Annotated in this window: 4 protein-coding genes; 2 read left to right on the forward strand and 2 right to left on the reverse strand. The window is 69.5% G+C overall.

Features of this window, described 5'->3' with window-relative positions; translation table 11 throughout:
- Window positions 1-31: 31 nt before the first annotated feature.
- Both SXIM_RS00950 and SXIM_RS00955 read right to left on the reverse strand, forming a co-directional pair.
- On the reverse strand, window positions 32-2,452 hold the full coding sequence (locus SXIM_RS00950) for a type I polyketide synthase (RefSeq protein WP_053116057.1): 2,421 nt from the start codon (window positions 2,450-2,452) through the stop codon (window positions 32-34).
- Complete coding sequence (locus tag SXIM_RS00955; RefSeq protein WP_046722666.1) at window positions 2,449-13,725, reverse strand: type I polyketide synthase; 11,277 nt, start codon at window positions 13,723-13,725, stop codon at window positions 2,449-2,451. The genes SXIM_RS00950 and SXIM_RS00955 overlap by 4 nt, the downstream gene beginning before the upstream one ends.
- A gap of 1,313 nt (window positions 13,726-15,038) precedes the next feature.
- Here SXIM_RS00955 and SXIM_RS00960 point away from each other — a divergent pair.
- Together SXIM_RS00960 and SXIM_RS00965 are read left to right on the forward strand one after the other, a co-directional pair.
- Window positions 15,039-16,829, forward strand: a complete 1,791-nt coding sequence (locus SXIM_RS00960) for a fatty acyl-AMP ligase (RefSeq protein ID WP_046722667.1) — start codon at window positions 15,039-15,041, stop codon at window positions 16,827-16,829.
- On the forward strand, window positions 16,829-17,827 hold the full coding sequence (locus tag SXIM_RS00965; protein WP_046722668.1) for a beta-ketoacyl-ACP synthase III: 999 nt from the start codon (window positions 16,829-16,831) through the stop codon (window positions 17,825-17,827). The genes SXIM_RS00960 and SXIM_RS00965 overlap by 1 nt, the downstream gene beginning before the upstream one ends.
- Window positions 17,828-17,845 lie beyond the last annotated feature (18 nt).

Below are 17,845 nucleotides of genomic sequence, written 5' to 3' on the forward strand. Positions count from 1 at the left end.
AAGGGGTCGTTTCGTTCAGTGGGAGGACTGGTCAGCGTGATTCCGCGAGCCAGTAGCGTTCGCGCTGGAAGGCGTAGGTGGGCAGATCGACGGTGCCGGGCTCGACCTCGCGAAACACCGCTTCCCAGTCGATCTCCACGCCTCGGCAGTACAGTTGAGCCAGGAGCGTCATAGCCGTCATTGGCTCGGCCGCGGGCGCGCGCAGTACGGTGACGCCGGGTCCGGCCTCCACCGACGCGGGGCCGCATTCGACGACGGTGGCCACGTCCCGCTGCTTCCAGAGGTCCGGCGGGGGTGTGTCCGTGCCGAACCAGAACCCGGCGGTGCGCAGCTCTGCGTGGACGTAGGGGACCGGAAATTCCAGTTCGGCGACGGACAACCCATCCAGGACCTGCTGGACCTCGCTTCGGGAGCCGCTTTCCACCGCTTCGGCCAGGCGTACGGCATCCGCCAGGCACAGCAGGCCGGCCACGTGCGCGGCCGTGACGCGGCTCGCTCCTCGCCCGGATACCAGGGACGGCCGCAGGCCCCACGAGCTCAGCAGCCGGTAGTAGGAGACACCGAAGGCCAACTCCACCAGCGGTGTCCATCCCGGCGGCTGCGGCGCACGGTCTCCCCACACCGCGGCCCGCACCGCAGTCCCGGTCTCGGCGCCCAGGTGCGAACATATCTCGTCCAGGGCCTTGGCGTAGGCCGGACATGCCTCGTAGAGCTCTCGGCCCATGCCGGCGGGGGCGCTCCCGGGACCGGTGAAGACAAGACCGACCCCGCCCGCGACGGGCTGACCGGTCACCACGGACGCGCTGGGCTGCGCATCCGCGACGGCCGCCAGCCCTGCGCGCAGATCGTCGAGACCGCTGCCGACCACCACGGCCCGGTGGGTGTGCGCCGCGCGGGTGTGCACCAGTGACCACGCGAGGTCCGTGGGGTGTGGGGCGGGACGGGTGTCGAGGTGTTCGGTCAGCCGCCGGGCCTGGGCTCCCAGTGCGGCCGCCGAGTGTCCGGAGACCGGCCACGGCAGCACCGGCGGCGTGCGCCCGGGTGCGCGATCCGGTTCTGTGGACGGTTGCTGTTCCAGGATCACATGAGCGTTGGTTCCGCTCATGCCCAACGCGGTGATACCCGCACGCCTCGGGTGTCCGGTGTCCGGCCACTTCCTGGTTCTGTCGATCAGCTCGACGTGTCCGCCGGCCCAGTCCACTTCGGGGTGCGGCCGATCGATGTGCAGCGTCTTCGGCAGCACTCCCGCCTTCATCGCCTGCGCAATCTTGATCACGCTGGCGATGCCGGAGGATGCCTGTGTGTGACCGATGTTGGGTTTCAGTGTTCCCAGGAGGAGCGGCTCGTGGGCCTGACGCTCCTGGCCGTACGTGGCCAGGAGCGCGGCGGCTTCAACGGAGTCGCCGAGTTCGGTTCCGGTACCGTGCGCCTCCACGACATCGACCTCTGCGGCGCTGATCCGCGCGTCGGCGAGCGCCCGGCGAATCACCCGCTGCTGAGCGGGGCCACTGGGGGCTGTCAGTCCGTTCGACGTCCCGTCGGCGTTCACCGCGCTGCCTCTGATCACGGCGTGTATCCGGTGTCCGCGACTCACCGCGTCGGTCAGCCGCTCCACCACTACGATCCCCACTCCCTCGGCGAAGCCGGTGCCGTCGGACGCGGCCGCGAACGGTTTGCAGCGCCCGTCGCCTGCCAGCGCCTGCTGGCGGGAGAACTCGATGAACGCTGTCGGCGTCGACATCACCGTGGCGCCACCGACCAGAGCCAGGTCACACTCCTGTGTGCGCAGCGATCGGACGGCCTGGTGCAGAGCCACCAGCGACGAGGAGCACGCGGTGTCCACGGTGAGGGCCGGGCCGGTCAGACCGAGGTGGTAGGCGATACGGCCGGACATGATGCTCGTGGCGCTGCCGGTGATGATCATGCCCTCGACCTCACCGAGCCGCTCGGTCGCGAGCGTGGGGTACTCCTGGGCGTTGCTGCCGATGAAGACACCGGTACTGCTCCCGCGCAGGGTCGTTGCGTCGATCCGGGCGTCCTCGACGCTCTCCCAGGCGGTTTCGAGCAGAAGCCGCTGCTGGGGGTCCATGGACAGCGCCTCCAGGTCGCTGATCTCGAAGAAGGAGGCGTCGAACCGGTCGGCCCGGCTGAGGAACCCTCCCTGGTGGGTGTAGGAGGTGCCATGGTGGTGCGGGTCCGGGTCGAAGAGCGTGTCCAGTTCCCAGCCCCGGTCATGGGGGAACGAGGAGATCGCGTCTGTCTCGTCGAGCAGCAGCCGCCAGAGGGCGTCCGGGGAGTCCGCGTCGCCGGGGTAATGACACGCCATGCCGATGATCGCTACGGGTTCGGTCAGCGCGGCCGCCAGCTGATGGTTTTGCTGCCGCAGTGCCTGCACTTCCTTCAGTGTGTTGCGCAGCGCTTCGACATACGGCTCGACGGAATCGTTCGTCACTTGTCTCCTCCGGATCGCGCGGATGACTGCCGGGCGGCCAGACGCAGCAGGCTTGCGCCGTCCAGGTCGTCGAGGGACGCCGTCTGAGGAGTCCCCTCGGCCGCTACGGCGTCCATCAGACCGGCCGCCTGCCCTTCGACGACGGCGGCCCGGGGTGCGGAGTCCGGTACCAGTTCGCGGTGCAGGAACCGGGCGAGGCTGCTCGGTGTGGGGTGGTCGAAGACGAGAGTCACCGGCAGCGTCAACGCGGTGGACGCCTTGAGGCGGTTGCGCAGGGTGACCGCGGTCAGTGAGTCGAACCCCAGATCCCTGAGCGGGCCGGACGCCTTGACCGAGGCGGGGGTAGCCAGTCCCAGGACGTCGGCCACGTGGTGCTGGACGAACGAAAGCAGCACTCGTTCCTGTTCGTCCGCGGGGAGACCGGCCAACTTCTCCACGAGTCCGGCCTCTTCGTTCCCGTCGGAGGCCTGCCTGCGTGGGCCGGCTCCGACGAGTCCACGGAGCACGGGCGACGGTGTGTCGCCATCATTCCGCAGCGTTTCCAGATCAAACACAGCGGGTACATGCAGCGCCTGCCCGGATGCCACTGCGGTGTCGAAGAGCCGCATGCCCAGCTCGGCGTCGAGTGGCTTCACGCCTGTGTCGGCGATGCGGCGGAAGTCAGCCGCACTGAGGTGAGAGCCCATGCCGCTCTCGGTTCCCCACAGCCCCCATGCCAGGGAGGTGGCGGGCAGCCCCGCGGTGTACCGGTACGTGGCGAGTGCGTCCATGAACGCGTTGGCCGCCGCGTAGTTGCCCTGCCCGGCGTTACCGAGCACGCCGGCGACCGACGAGTACACGACGAATGCCGAGAGGTCCAGGTCGCTGGTGAGGTCGTGCAGTGCCCAGGCGGCGTCCACCTTCGGCCGCAGTACCGCAGCCACTTGGTCCGGTGTGAGGGAGTTGAGGATGCCGTCGGCGAGCACGCCCGCCGTATGCACCACCGCGGACAGCGGGGCGGTGTCGGGCACCGTGGCGAGCAGGGAGGCGAGCTGGGCACGATCGGTCACGTCACACCGCGCCACCCGTACGCGGGCGCCGCGCCGCTCCAGGTCCGATCGCAGCCGATCGGCGCCCGGGCTCTCCGGTCCCCTCCTGCTGACCAGGAGCAGGTCGCGCACGCCGTGTTCGTCGACCAGGTGCCGTGCCGCCAGGGCACCGAGGCCGCCGGTTCCGCCGGTGATCAGAACCGTGCCGGAGCCGTCCCACGTCACGGCCGGGTCGGTTTCGGCGTGTTCTCTCGCCAGCCTCGGCACCAGCGCCGCGTCGCCGCGCAGCGCGATCTGTGATTCACCGGTGGCGAGCAGTTGGGGCAGAACCGCCTGAGCGCGAGTGACATCGTCGAGGTCGACCAGGACGAATCGGTTCGGGTTCTCCGACTGCGCGGTCCGCACTAGTCCCCACACCGCGCCGAGTGCGACCTGTCGGCTGTCACGGACGGTGGGCCCGGCACCGCTGGTGACGATCACCAGCCGGGTGTGTTCGAATCGCTCGTCAGCCAGCCATGCCTGGAGCAGTGCCAGGACGCTCTGCACCAGATCGTGGGTCTCGGCGGGGACATCGAGGCCGGCGGTCCCGGTCAGTGGCAACAGGATGACCTCCGGTATCCCGCCCGCGGCCAGCGATCCGAGATCCGGGTGACCTGTCAGGGGCCAGGTGGCGGCGTGCGGCAGCTCCGGCGGCAGCAGTGTCGACCACCCGTGGTCCATGGTGACGTGCAGATCGACCGGAATTCTCTTCCAGTCCAGGTTGTACAGCGATTCCCGCACTCCGGCGTCGGTCACGCGGGGGGCGTCCTGGGCCACCGGCCCGACACACACCTTTTCCGCGACGGCTACTGGCGCCCCCGACGCGTCGGCCAGAAGCAGCGCCGCACCATCGGGGCCGGGAGTCAGGCGGACGCGCACGGTGCGCGCCCCCTCGGACAGCACACTCAGGCCGGACCATGAGACGACGGCAGCGCGCTCCTCGTCCAACAGGGGATGGGTCGCCGCGTCCAGCAACAGCGGGTGGAGCGGGAACCCGGTGACATCCCCGGCAACGGAGTCGTCCCGCAGCGCTACTTCGGCGAACAGTTCCTCCCTCGCACGCCACAGACGGCGTATCCCTCGTGCGGCAGGTTCGAACCTGTGCCCGGCGGCCTCCAGGTCCCTGTACAGCTGCTCGACATCCATGTCGACAGCACCGGAGGGAGGCCATTCCGTCAAGGACTCGGCGCGGGCTGGATGTTCACTGAGTATCGCCACGGCGTGCCGGGTCCACGGCAGATCACCACCGTCGTCGGGCCGTGAGTGCACCGTGACCTCGCGGCGTCCGAACTCGTCCGCTGGCCCGGCCGAGACCTGAACGCTGATCGCGCCGGTCTCGGGCATCAGCAGCGGCGCGCCGATCATCAGGCTGTCGACCTTCCTGAGTCCGACGTGGTCGCCGGCCTGGACGACCCAGTCGGTGATGAAGGCGCCGGGCACGACGGCTCGCTCTCCCCTCACCTCGCCGATCAGCCACGGCTGGGAAGCGGCTGACATCCTGCCGGTGAGCAGCGCGCCCCGTCCGTCGGCGAGATCCACCGCCGCGTCCAGCGGGTGACGCGCGCCGGTCGACACGGCTCCGGCGCGGTCGCCCGTTCCGGCGGCCGCAGTTAGCCAGAACCACTCGTGCTGGAAGGCGTAGGTCGGTAGTTCCACCGTCGCGGCGCCGCGCAGCAGCGCGCTCCAGTCCACCGTGACCCCGTTGACGAAAAGTGTCGCGACCGACGACAGGAACTGGTCCAGGCCGCCGTGGTCGCGGCGCAGCGATCCTGTCGCCATCACCTCGCCGCCGGTCTGCTCCACCGTTTCCTGCACGCCCATGGTGAGCACGGGGTGCGCACTGACCTCCAGGAACACGCGGTGATGACGCCTCGCCAGGGCCTCCAGGGCCGGCTGGAACAGCACGGGTTCACGCATGTTGCGGTACCAGTAGTCCGCGTCGAGGACCGTCGTGTCGAGCAGCTCACCGGTGACCGTGGAGTAGAAGGGGACGGTCGGGGTCCGCGGGGCCACCGGCGCGAGGATCTCCAGCAGGCGTTCACGCAGGACCTCCACCTGGGCGGAGTGTCCGGCGACGTCCGCACCGGCGATTCTGCGGGCCTTGACACCCAGATTCCCGAGCTTCGCGAACAGTTCCTCGATCGCGTCCGGTTCGCCGGACACGACGGTCACCTGTGGACCCGTCACAGCGGCGACGGACAGCCTCTCGCCCCACTGCGGCAGCAGTTCTTTCAGCTGTCCAGCGGGCATCGGGACCGACAGCATCGCACCCTTGCCGCTCAGTTCCCCCATGAGGCGACTGCGCAGCGCCACGATCCGCATCCCGTCCCGCAGGGAGATCGCTCCTGCCACACAGGCGGCAGCGATCTCTCCCTGGGAGTGCCCGACGACCGCGGCGGGTTCGACCCCCATGGACCGCCACACGGCGGCCAGCGATACGTGTACCGCGAACAGGACGGGCTGCACCACGTCCAACCGCTTCAGCGACGGCGCACCGGAAACCTCGTGCAGGACGTCCAGGAGCGACCAGTCGGCGAACTCGGACAGCTCGGCCTCGCAGCGCGCCATCGACTCGGCGAACACCTCACTGGTCTCCAGCAGGGCTGTGGCCATGCCGGACCACTGCGATCCCTGGCCGGGGAAGACGAACACCACACCGTCGTCCCCGACGGAGGCCCGGCCGGTCACCACGCCTGGATGGGGGGTTGCGGACCGCAGCGCCATGAGTCCTTCCAGCAGTGAGTCGCGGTCCTGCCCGAGGACGACGGCCCGGTGGTCGAGGATCGAGCGGCGTTCCAGCAAAGACGCGCCGATGTCCGCGAGGTCGTCGTCGCCTGCCGCCACCGCGTCGAGCAGCCGACTGGCCTGTTCCCGCAGCGCCGACTCACTGCGCGCGGTCACCACCCAGGGGATGACAGCGGGGGATGGAGGGCGGTCGGTCCCCTGATCCGTCCTCGCGGCGTCGCCCTGCTCCATGATCACGTGGGCGTTGGTGCCGCTGAAGCCGAACGCCGAGATCCCAGCCCTGCGTGGACGCTGAGTCTCGGGCCAGGAGCGGGCTGAGGTGAGCAGTTCCACCTTGCCCGCCGACCAGTTCACATGAGGACTCGGCTCCTCCGCGTGCAGCGTCTTGGGCAGCACGCCGTGGCGCATGGCCATCACCATCTTGATCACGCCGGCGACGCCCGCGGCGTGCTGAGTGTGACCGATGTTCGACTTGATCGACCCCAGGTAGAGGGGTTCACCGGGCCGATCCGCTCCATAAGTGGCAAGCAGCGCCTCGGCCTCGATCGGGTCACCGAGCCGGGTGCCCGTGCCGTGTGCTTCGACGACATCGATGTCGGGGAAGCCCAGCCGGGCATCGGCCAGTGCGCTGCGGATCATCCGCTGCTGGGCCTGGCCGTTGGGGGCGGTCAAGCCGTTGGACGCACCGTCCTGGTTGACCGCGCTGCCTCGCAGTACGGCCAGTACCTGATGTCCGTGGCGCCGCGCGTCCGACAACCGCTCGACCAACAGCACGCCCACACCTTCGGCGAAGTCGGTACCGTCCGCGTCGGCGGAGAACGCTTTGCAGCGTCCGTCGGGGGCGAGCCCGCCCTGGCGGGAGAACTCGAGCAACGCGCCGGGCAGCGACATGACGTTCGCACCGCCGACCAGCGCGAGCGTGCACTCCCCCGCGCGCAGTGAACGGGCTGCCAGGTGAAGGGCGACCAGCGACGAGGAACACGCGGTATCCACCGTCAGCGCCGGTCCGGTCAGGCCCAGCTGGTAGGAGATACGGCCGGACATGATGCTGGGATGGCCGCCGGTGAGCATGTGTCCTTCGACATGCCGCGGCGCGTCGTGCATCAGGGGTCCGTACGCCTGTGCCGAGGCGCCCAGGAACACACCGGTGGCGGTGCCCCGTACCGAGTCGACAGGGATACCGGCTCGCTCAAAGGTCTCCCAGGCGGTTTCCAGCAGCAACCGCTGCTGTGGTTCCATGGCGAGCGCTTCTCGCGGCGATATGCCGAAGAAGCCGGCGTCGAACCCTCCCGCGTCGTGCAGGAATCCGCCCTGACGGGTGTAGGTCTTCCCGGAACTGCTCGGATCGGCGTCGAAGAGCGCTTCCATGTCCCAGCCCCGGTTGTCCGGGAAGGGCGCGATGGCGTCCGTTCCTTCGGCGACGAGCTGCCACAGCTGTTCCGGCGATGACACACCGCCGGGATAGCGGCAGGCCATGCCGATGACGGCGATCGGCTCGTCGGGCTCGCCCTTCGTTTCCGCTGGGGCGGCCTCCGTAGTCGGGGCCTCCAGCGAGGTCAGCCTGTCGACCACGGCGAGGGCGGTGGGTGCGTCGTAGGCAATCGTGACCGGCAGTGGAACACCCGTAGCGGCCTGCAGCTTAGCGTGCAGCTCCACGGCGGTCAGCGAGGTCAGCCCGAGGTCGATGAAGCTGGTGGCAGGGTCGAGCGCGCCGGGCGTGTCATAGCCGAGCACGGTCGCGACCGCGCCTCGGACCACATTGAGCAGCAGTCGGTGAAGCTCGACACCGGAGGCGTCCCCTACCAAGGCACGCAGTTGTGGCGACCTTCCCTCCGCCGCTTCCGGCGCTGTTTCCTGTCCTGCTTCTTGTGCCGGTTCCGGCTGCTCGCCCGTTGCCGCCCCCTCCGTGAGTGCCAGCCAGAACCTCTGTCGCCGGAAGGAGTACGGCGGCAGGTCCACCACCCGGGCGTCCCCGGTCGGCGCGGCCAGGTCGACGTCGTGTCCCCGGCAGAACAACTGGGCTATGGCCGCAACCGCTGTGGCGTCCTCACGACGGTCCGCGCGCAACAACGGCACCGCGCTGACGTCGGTCGAGCCGGCGTTCGCCTCCACCACCATGGGGGTGAGCGCCGCGTCCGGACCGGCCTCCAGGAACGTGGTGACGCCCAGGCCGGTCAGCGTCGCGATCGCGTCCGAGAAACGTACGGTGCCCCGTGCGTGCCGGACCCAGTACTCGGGGCTGCGCAGTTCGTCGGCGGTGGCGACGGAACCCGTAAGCATGGACACGATGGGGAGACGTGGCTCGCCGAACCGCAGGCCCGCCACGACCTCCCGGAAGCGCTCCAGAACCGGGTCCATCAGGGGGGAGTGGAAGGCATGGCTCACGTGCAACCGCTTCGACCTGCGGCCGGGAAACCGGGATACCAGGGAAGTGACCTCGTCCTCGGCCCCGGAGATCACCACGGAGGTGGGGCTGTTGACGGCGGCGATACCGACACCGCTGGTGAGGAACGGTTCGACCTCGGCCTCGGACGCCTGGAGAGCGACCATGGCCCCGCCTGCGGGCAACTCCTGCATCAGCCGCCCGCGGGCTGTCACCAGGGTGGCCGCGTCGCTGAGCGAGAAGACACCGGCGACATGGGCCGCGGCAATCTCACCGATCGAGTGGCCCGCCAGGTAGTCCGGTTGTACGCCCCATGACTGCAACAACCGGAAGAGAGCCACTTCCAGTGCGAACACTGCCGGCTGGGTGAACTCGGTGCGGTTCAGCGCGGCCTCGTCGTCACCGTCGATGACATGCCGCACCGGTTGGTCGAACAGGTCGCGGACCTTCTGGAACTCTTGAGCGAAATAGGGGAACTCGCGCGCCAGTTCGCGTCCCATGGCCACCCGCTGGGAGCCCTGGCCGGTGAAGAGCACTACCAACTTGCCCGTGCCGGTACGCTTCCCGTCCCCGGTGTCCTCGGCGAGGGCCCGCAGACCCTGCAGCAGTTGCTCACGCCTGGCGCCGGTCACCGACGCCCGGTGGGACAGCGCTGTCCTCGTGGTCGCCAGGGACAGTGCGATGTCCTCGGGCTGCCAGTCGTCACGGTGGGAAAGATCGCTGTGCAGCCGGAGCGCCTGGGTCCGCAGCGCCGCGGCGTCGGTTCCGGACAGAACCCAGGCGACGTATCGGTCGTCCCTGGTGACGGACGCCGCGAGAGGGGTCTCCGGGGCCTGCTCGACGATGACGTGCGCATTGGTGCCGCTGATCCCGAACGAGGAGACGGCGGCGCGACGAGCACGGTCGTTCTCCGGCCACGGACGCGTGCGGGTGAGCAGTTCCGCGTTGCCCTGTGCCCATTGCACACGCGGCGTCGGCTCGGTGATGTGGAGAGTCCTCGGCAGTGTGCCGTGACGCAGGGCCATGACCATCTTGATCACGCCGGCGACACCGGCAGCAGCCTGGGCATGACCGAGGTTCGACTTGAGTGTGCCCACCAGCAGAGGACGGTCCTCGGGCCGCCCCTGGCCGTACACGGCCAGCAACGCTTCGGCCTCGATGGGGTCGCCGAGCGTGGTTCCGGTGCCGTGTGCTTCCACGGCGTCCACCTCGGAGGGTGCGAGCCGCGCATCAGCCAGGGCGCGTCGGATCAGACGCTGCTGTGCCGCGCCGCTGGGGGCGGTCAGCCCGTTGGACGCGCCGTCCTGGTTCACCGCGCTGCCCCGCAGCACGGCCAGTACCGGGTGCCCGTGACGACGCGCGTCCGACAACCGCTCGACCAACAGCATGCCCACGCCCTCGCTCCACACCGTGCCGTCGGCATCTGCGGAGAACGCCTTGCAGCGCCCGTCGGGAGCCAGCCCGCCCTGACGGGAGAACTCGAGGAACATGCCCGGAGAGGACATCACGGTGGCGCCGCCGGCCAGGGCGAGGTCGCACTCGCCCGCGTGCAACGCCCGGGCGGCCAGGTGCAGTGCCACCAGCGACGACGAGCAGGCCGTGTCGACGGTCAGCGCGGGCCCGTGCAGGCCCAGCTGATAGGCGATCCGACCGGACATCACGCTCGCGCTGGTGCCCGTCAGCAACTGGCCCCCGACGTGCTCCGGCGCGTCGTACAGGCTTGACCCGTACTCCATGTCGGTGCCGCCGATGAAGACACCGGTCTCGGTCCCCCGCAGCGTGGCGGGTGCGACCCGGGCGGTTTCGACGGCCTGCCAAGCGGTCTCCAACAGCAGCCGCTGCTGGGGATCCATGGCGAGCGCTTCCCTCGGCGAGATGGAGAAGAAGCCGGCGTCGAATCCGGCGGCGTCGTCCAGGAAGCCACCGTGGCGGACGTAGGAGGTGCCGGGGTGTTGCGGGTCGGGATGATAGAGCGTCTCCAGATCCCAGCCGCGGTCGTCCGGGAACGGGGTGATGGCGTCGGTCTCCTCGATGACCAGACTCCACAGGTCCTCCGGGGAGTTGATTCCGCCCGGAAACCGGCACCCCATACCGATGATCGCGATCGGCTCGCTGTCCTGCCGTTCCCTCACCGGGTCGTTCCCCGTGTCGTCCGGGGATGGGGACAGCACTTGCTGCAGATGCGCGGCCAGCCGTTCCACCGTGGGATGGTCGAAGAGCAACCCGGTGGGCAGGGCGAGACCGGTCAGGGCGCTGAGTGCGTCGCGCAGTTCGACGCCGGTCATGGAGTCCAGCCCCAGGTCGGCGAAGGGAACGTTCCGGTCCACGAGCGCGGGATCCGCGTACCCGAGGGCGGTGGCGACCTGGGCTCCGACGGCATCGCTCAGCTCGCGCACCGTGCGTACGGTGCGCGGGGCGTCCTCGCTTCGCTTGTGCGGCGCGAAGAGGTCACGGTCCGACTCGGTCCGCTGCTCAGGCTGGGAAACGCGTGCGCCATCGAGCCAGTACCCCTCTCGCTGGAAGGCGTACGTGGGTAGGTCGGCACGACGCGGACGATCGAACAGACCGTCCCAGTGGACATCCACGCCACGGCAGAAGAGTCTGGCCACGGCCGTCATCAGCGCAACGGCTTCCGGCTTGCCGACCCGCAGTGAGGCCACTGCCGCCAGTTCGCCCGACGACTCGGCGATCATGGGCGTCAGCGCCGCGTCGGGACCCAATTCCAGCGCGGTCCTCACGCCGAAGTCGCGCAGTGTGTGGACCACATCGCGGAAACGCACCGCCAGGCGTGCGTGGCGCACCCAGTAGTCGGGAGAACCCCATTCCCTCTCGGTGGCCACCTGTCCCGTCACTCCGGACACCAGAGGGATCTCCGGGTCACGGAAGTCGATCTCGTCAGCCACGGCGGCGAAATCTGCCAGCATCGGCTCGATGAGGGGTGAGTGGAAGGCATGGCTGACCGGAAGCCGCTTGATGCGGCCCCCGGCGGCACGCACCTGCTCGGCCACCCGCCCGACCGCGGCTTCGGCGCCACTGATCACCAGCGACGAGGGCCCGTTCACCGCCGCGATGCTGACCTCCGCCTCGTCGGCGAGCAGCGCTGTGACCTCGGACTCGGTGGCCTCGAGCGCCGTCATCGCGCCGCCAGGCGGAAGGGCCTGCATCAATGTCCCACGTGCTGCGACCAGCCGTACGGCGTCGGGCAGACTCAGCACACCTGCGACGTGTGCGGCGGTCAGCTCTCCGAGCGAGTGACCCGCGACAGCGTCCGGGCGCACCCCCCACGACCGCACCAACCGGAAGAGAGCCACTTCGGTCGCGAACAGCGCCGGTTGTGCCCACCCGGTCGGGTCGAGGTCGTCGCCGCTGAGGATCATGTCGCGCAGCGGCCGGTCGAGCCATCGGTCGAAGTGCGCGCACACCTCGTCCAAGGCCTCGGCGTACTGGGGGAACACCTCGTACAGCTGGGCTCCCATGCGGGGATGCTGGGCGCCTTGACCAGTGAACAGGAAGGCGAGGCCACCGGAGCCGGCCTCGCCGGTCATCACCGAGGGATGCGATCGCTGCCCGGCGACGGCATCGAGGCCGAACCGCAGGTCGGGCAGGGTGGCGCCCAGCACGACGGCGCGATGGCGGAATGCGGTACGGCTGTGAGCCAGGGACCACGCCACGTCGTCCGGTGGAGCGTCGAGATGCCCGGACAAGGCCACGGCCTGGGCACGCAGAGCAGCGGGTGTGTGACCCGACAGGACCCAGGGCAGCACGGGGGACACGCGCCGCGCCGCACGTTCGGGATCGTGCGCGGAAGGGTGAGAACCAAGGACCACGTGACAGTTGGCGCCCACCATGCCGAAGGAACTCACGCCGGCGAGCACCTGCCCACCTTGCGGGTCCCACGTCCGCAGCTCGCGCTGGACCGCGAGCTTGAGCCGGTCGAGCGGGATGTCCGACGGCGGCGCTTCGAAGTTCAGACTGGGCACCCAGGCCCGGTGGTGCAGGCAGAGCGCAACCTTGATGAGCCCGGCGATGCCGGCAGCACTCTCCAGATGCCCCACGTTCGTCTTGACCGAACCGACCGCCAGCGGCGTCTCACCGCGGCCAGGACCGAACACGGCTCCCAGCGCCGCCGCCTCGACGGGGTCGCCCACACGGGTACCGGTGCCGTGCAGCTCGACGTACTGCACGCCTGCGGGGTCCACACCGGCGCGCCGGTAGGCCGCCCTGAGCACCGCGCCCTGCGCCTCGACACTGGGAGTGGTCAAAGTGCCGGCCGAGCCACTGTTCATGGCGCTGCCGTGGACGACACAGTAAATCCGGTCCCCGTCGGCCACGGCCTGCCGGAAGGGCTTCAGCAGGACCGCCCCTCCACCCTCACCTCGGACGTAGCCATTGGCCCGTGCGTCGAAGGTGTGACACTCGCCATCCGGCGAGATCGCTCCCCATCGTGCAGAGATGGCCGAACTCTGGTGCAGTAAAGCCAGGTTGACCCCGCCCGCGATGGCGAGGCTCGACTCCCCCCGCAACAGGCTCTCGGTGGCGAGATGCACCGCCACCAGTGAGGAGGACTGACCGCTGTCGACCACCATGCTCGGGCCGTGAGAGCCCAGCACGTACGACAGGCGGTTGGCTATCGCGCTGCGATGTATGCCGGTCATCGTGTGCTGCGAGGTGAGCGTGTCATCCGAGTACGCCAGATGGGCGTAGTCGTCCCACATGGCCCCCACGAACACACCCAGCGCGGTGTCCCGTACGGACCCGGGCACGACACCGGCGTCCTCCAGGACCTCCCAGCCCAGTTCGAGGAAGAGCCGCTGCTGCGGGTCCATCGCCGCCGCCTCGCGCGGCGATATGCCGAAGAAGCCGGGATCGAACCGGTCGACATCGTCGAGTACACCACCCCGGAGAGCCGAGGACCGCTTACCGGTCCCCGGCCGACCCGTACCCCACCGATCGGGAGGGGCACTGGTGATCCCGCTTTCCCCGTTGCGGAGCAGACGCCACAAGGCCTCCGGTGTCGATGCCTGTGGAAGGCGGCATGCCATCCCCACCACGGCAACGCCGTCGTCTATGTCACTCATGGTCACACTCCTCTTGCACGCGCGACGACTCGGTCGGCTTCGGGAAACTATGGGGATGTGGCAGCGAGGAAGGGGCGGGCGTCACAGACACCATGGCTTTCATCAGGGACTTCCGGTGATGTCCTGGCGTCAGGGCGGAGACCGGTCGGGCACGGCCACGGATGCGTGAGGGTCTTCCGCGACGTCTTCCACGGCCGCTCCTTCATCACGACCCTGACACAGCGCCACTGGTGCAGACAGGGACTGTCGGGTCCAGGGTGAGCGCTGGACAAGATTCGGCAGTCCATGGGTCGGTACCGAACCACCTCGCTCCCCCGGTACCCCTCGGCGTCCGGCCCGGGCCGAATTCGCAAGGTGACACGTCCCCGTAGGAGGTACACGCCGGGCGGAGGTTTACGACGGCTTCAACCAGGCGTTGGATACGGCGAGTCAGATGCCGTGACCGAGATGCTGGTTCCGACGGTCAGACAGCGAAACGGCGACATCGGCGTCCGCCCCGCCGAGAAGCGGGAAAGCGGATGGCGGAGGACGAGGAAGACTTCCGCCGGATCAGCTCGGCGCAGTCGAAGCGCTGGGCGACCTGCTGGGTGGAGGGTGACGTCGGTTCGCGGCGACCAGAGGACGGCCGACGCGTCGATTCCCTCGGCGCCGGGTGGCGTGGCCGTGCCCTGTCCGCCTGCGGCCAGGCGATCGGGGGCTGTCCAGACCTACTTGCTCGCCCGTTACCGCGGTCCGCCCCGGCGGTGGAGCCGGCATCCGAAGCATCTTCACCCGAGGCCCACCGGTCGCTGTTCCGGCCGAAGGGGGGATCGGCAGACCGTGGCTACCCCGGCCCGCGGCCAGTAGAAAAGAAGTGGGGCCCGTCGAGTCCCTCATGGCCGGCTCAGTCGGCAGAGTCCTGTCCGACAGTGTCGCCAACCCGCCCTCCGACCCTCGGCGCCGGCGATCGGTGCTCGCGCAATGCGGTCGGCACGGCTGCGCCGGCCAGTGCCGGCCCGGAACAAGCTGTGAGCAAGCCCGGGTCCTCAGTGCGCCAGGACACCTCCCTCTCCCCCGGAACAGCAATCACCGCCCCGGCCGCTCCCGCCCGCGAAAGGCAAACGACAGCGAAGGAACCCTGCATGGACGATCAGACAAGCACCGTACCGACACGCAGAACCGGGCCGGTCTCCGCTACGGACGTGCATCAGATCTCCCACTGCCGGAGCTGCTGCTGACAGTGACGATGCCCCTCTCCGCTCGCCCCGCCTCCCCCACAGCCACCTCATACCCGCCCGAGACAGGCGCCAGGACCGACAAGGAGACCTGACAGCATGACCGCCACCCGGCTCGATCCGCATGTGGACGTACGCACTCTTGTCGACGCCCTGCGGCTGCGCAGCGAGAAGCAGCCCGATGACACGGCCTACGTCTTCCTGCGCAGCGGCGAGGAACCACACGAGTCCCTCACCTACCGCGAACTGCACGAGGCCGCCCGGACAAGAGCCGCCGGATTCGCCGCCACAGGGCTCTCCGGCCAAAGCGCCGTACTGTTGTATCCCTCGGGCCTGGAGTTCGTACGAACGCTGCTGGGGTGCATGTACGGACGCGTGACCGGTGCCCCCGTGCAGGTCCCACGTCACGGCGACGAGGTCCTGCGGTTGCGCCGGATCGCCGACGACTCCGGCTCGTCGACCGTCCTGACCACGGCCGAGGTCATCCGCGACCTGCGGGAGCGTTTCGGCGACCTGCCCGCGCTGGCCGGACTCACCCTGGTGGCCACCGACGGCGTGGACCCGGCCAGCGAACCGCGGACACCCGACGGGGACTATGGCGCGCCGACACCACCGGCACCCGGGGACATCGCGCTACTGCAATACACATCCGGCTCCACCGGGGACCCCAAGGGGGTCGTCGTCAGCCACGCCAACTTCCTCGCCAACGTCGCCGAAACCGACGAACTGTGGCCCTGCGAGCCGCACGGCGCAGTGGTGAACTGGCTGCCGCTCTTCCACGACATGGGGATGCTCTTCGGGGTCGTGATGCCTCTGTGGGCCGGCATCCCCTCGCATCTGATGACTCCCGACGCCTTCATCCGCCGCCCGGCCCGCTGGCTGGAGGCCATGGCCCGGTACGGCGGCACGCACACCGCCGCGCCCAGTTTCGCCTACGAACTGTGCGCGCGGGCCGCTGCAGAAAGCAAGATGAGTGGCGTAGGCGATCTGTCACGCTGGCGGGTGGCGGTCAACGGTGCCGAACCGGTGCGCTGGAGCACGATCCGGTCCTTCACCGAAGCGTTCGCCCCCTACGGCTTCGACTCCCGTGCCATGTGTCCCGGTTACGGTCTGGCCGAGAACACCCTCAAGGTCACCGGTACCCGTGACGACCGTGAGCCCGGCGTCCTGTGGCTGTCCGCCGACGCCCTGCGCGACGGTGTCGCCGAACCCGTCGCCGAGTCGGCCGAAGGGGCCGTTCCCGCGGTGAGCAGCGGCGCCACGGTCGCGGGTACCCGAATAAGGATCGTGGAGCCCGAGATCCGGCAGGAGCTGGCGGACCCATGGATCGGCGAGATCTGGGTCTCCGGTCCCTGCGTGGCGGGCGGCTATCTGGGCCGGCCCGGGGCGAGCGAGAACACCTTCCGTGCACGCCTCGCCGACGACGGCTCCGGCACCACCTATCTGCGCACCGGCGACCTCGGTTTCCTGTACGACGGTGAACTGTATGTCACCGGACGGCTGAAGGATGTCATCATCCGCAAAGGCCGCAACCACTACCCGCAGGACATCGAACTGTCGGCCGAGGGCGCCGTACCAGGCCTGCGGCCGAACTGCGCAGCCGCCTTCTCATTCGACGACGGCGAACGCGAACGGCTGGTGGTGGTCGTCGAGGCCGACGGCCGGGTCCTGAACTCCGTGGGCGCCGAGGGTGTGCGTCGACGCGTCCACGACGCTGTACGGGAGACCCACCGGATGATCCCGGACGACGTCCTCGTCGTCCGGCGCGGTGCGCTGCCGAAGACCTCAAGCGGCAAGGTACAGCGCCGCGCCTGCATGCATGCTTACCGGAAAAGCACGTTGAGGACCGTAAGCGCACCGGCGACGGCCGCCATCGGAGGGGAACTGTGATGGCCCGTCTCCGCGCGCCCGATCGCCGCCCCGGATCACGCATTCTCGGCGTCGGCGCGTACCGGCCGACACGCGTGGTGGGCAACGACGAGATCTGCGAGCGCATCGGGTCCAGCGACGAGTGGATCCGCAGGCGTTCCGGTATCGTCTCCCGACGCTTCGCTGGTCCCGACGAGACCGTCATCACCATGGCGGTGGAGGCGGCCAGCAAGGCGATCGCCCGGTCCGGCATCCACCCGAGCGACGTGGGCATGGTGCTGCTGGCCACCATGTCCTTCCTCGAACAGGGCCCGGCCGCCGCACCCCGTGTGGCCCATCAGCTGGGCGCCCGTTCCGCCGGCAGCCTGGACGTCGCTGCTGCGTGCTCGGGGTTCTGCTACGCCCTCGGTCTGGCCGATTCCCTGGTGCGCTCCGGCGACGTCCTCAACGTCGTCGTGATCGGATCGGAGAAGATGAGCGACATCGTCGATCCTGGAGACCGCGGCACGGCGTTCCTGTTCGGCGACGGCGCCGGAGCTGTCGTGGTGGGCCCCTCCGACACACCGGGCATCGGCCCGGTGGTGTGGGGCTCCGACGGGGAACGGCACCACATGATCGCCCATGACCGTACCTGGCTGGCCACCAGAGACACACCCGGTCCGTGGCCGACGCTGCGGATGACTGGCCCGGAGGTCTTCCGCTGGGCGAGCCGTGCTGTGCCGGAGATTTCCCGGGAGGCGGTGGAGCAGGCGGGCATTGGCATCGCCGATCTCGCCGCTTTCGTGCCCCATCAGGCGAACGCCCGCATCATCGACACCGCCGCCGCGTCCCTGGGCCTCGCCCCGCACACCGTCGTGGCCCGGGATGTCGTCACGGCCGGCAACACCTCGGCCGCGTCGATCCCACTGGCCCTGAACGAACTGCTGTCCAAAGGCACGCTGTCCAGCGGCGACCCGGCACTACTGGTCGGCTTCGGCGCCGGACTGGCCCACGCGGCCCAGGTAGTGACATTGCCCTGACCGCGACGCCCGACCGGC

Origin of the sequence: Streptomyces xiamenensis (assembly GCF_000993785.3) — a bacterium.
Lineage (GTDB): Bacteria > Actinomycetota > Actinomycetes > Streptomycetales > Streptomycetaceae > Streptomyces > Streptomyces xiamenensis.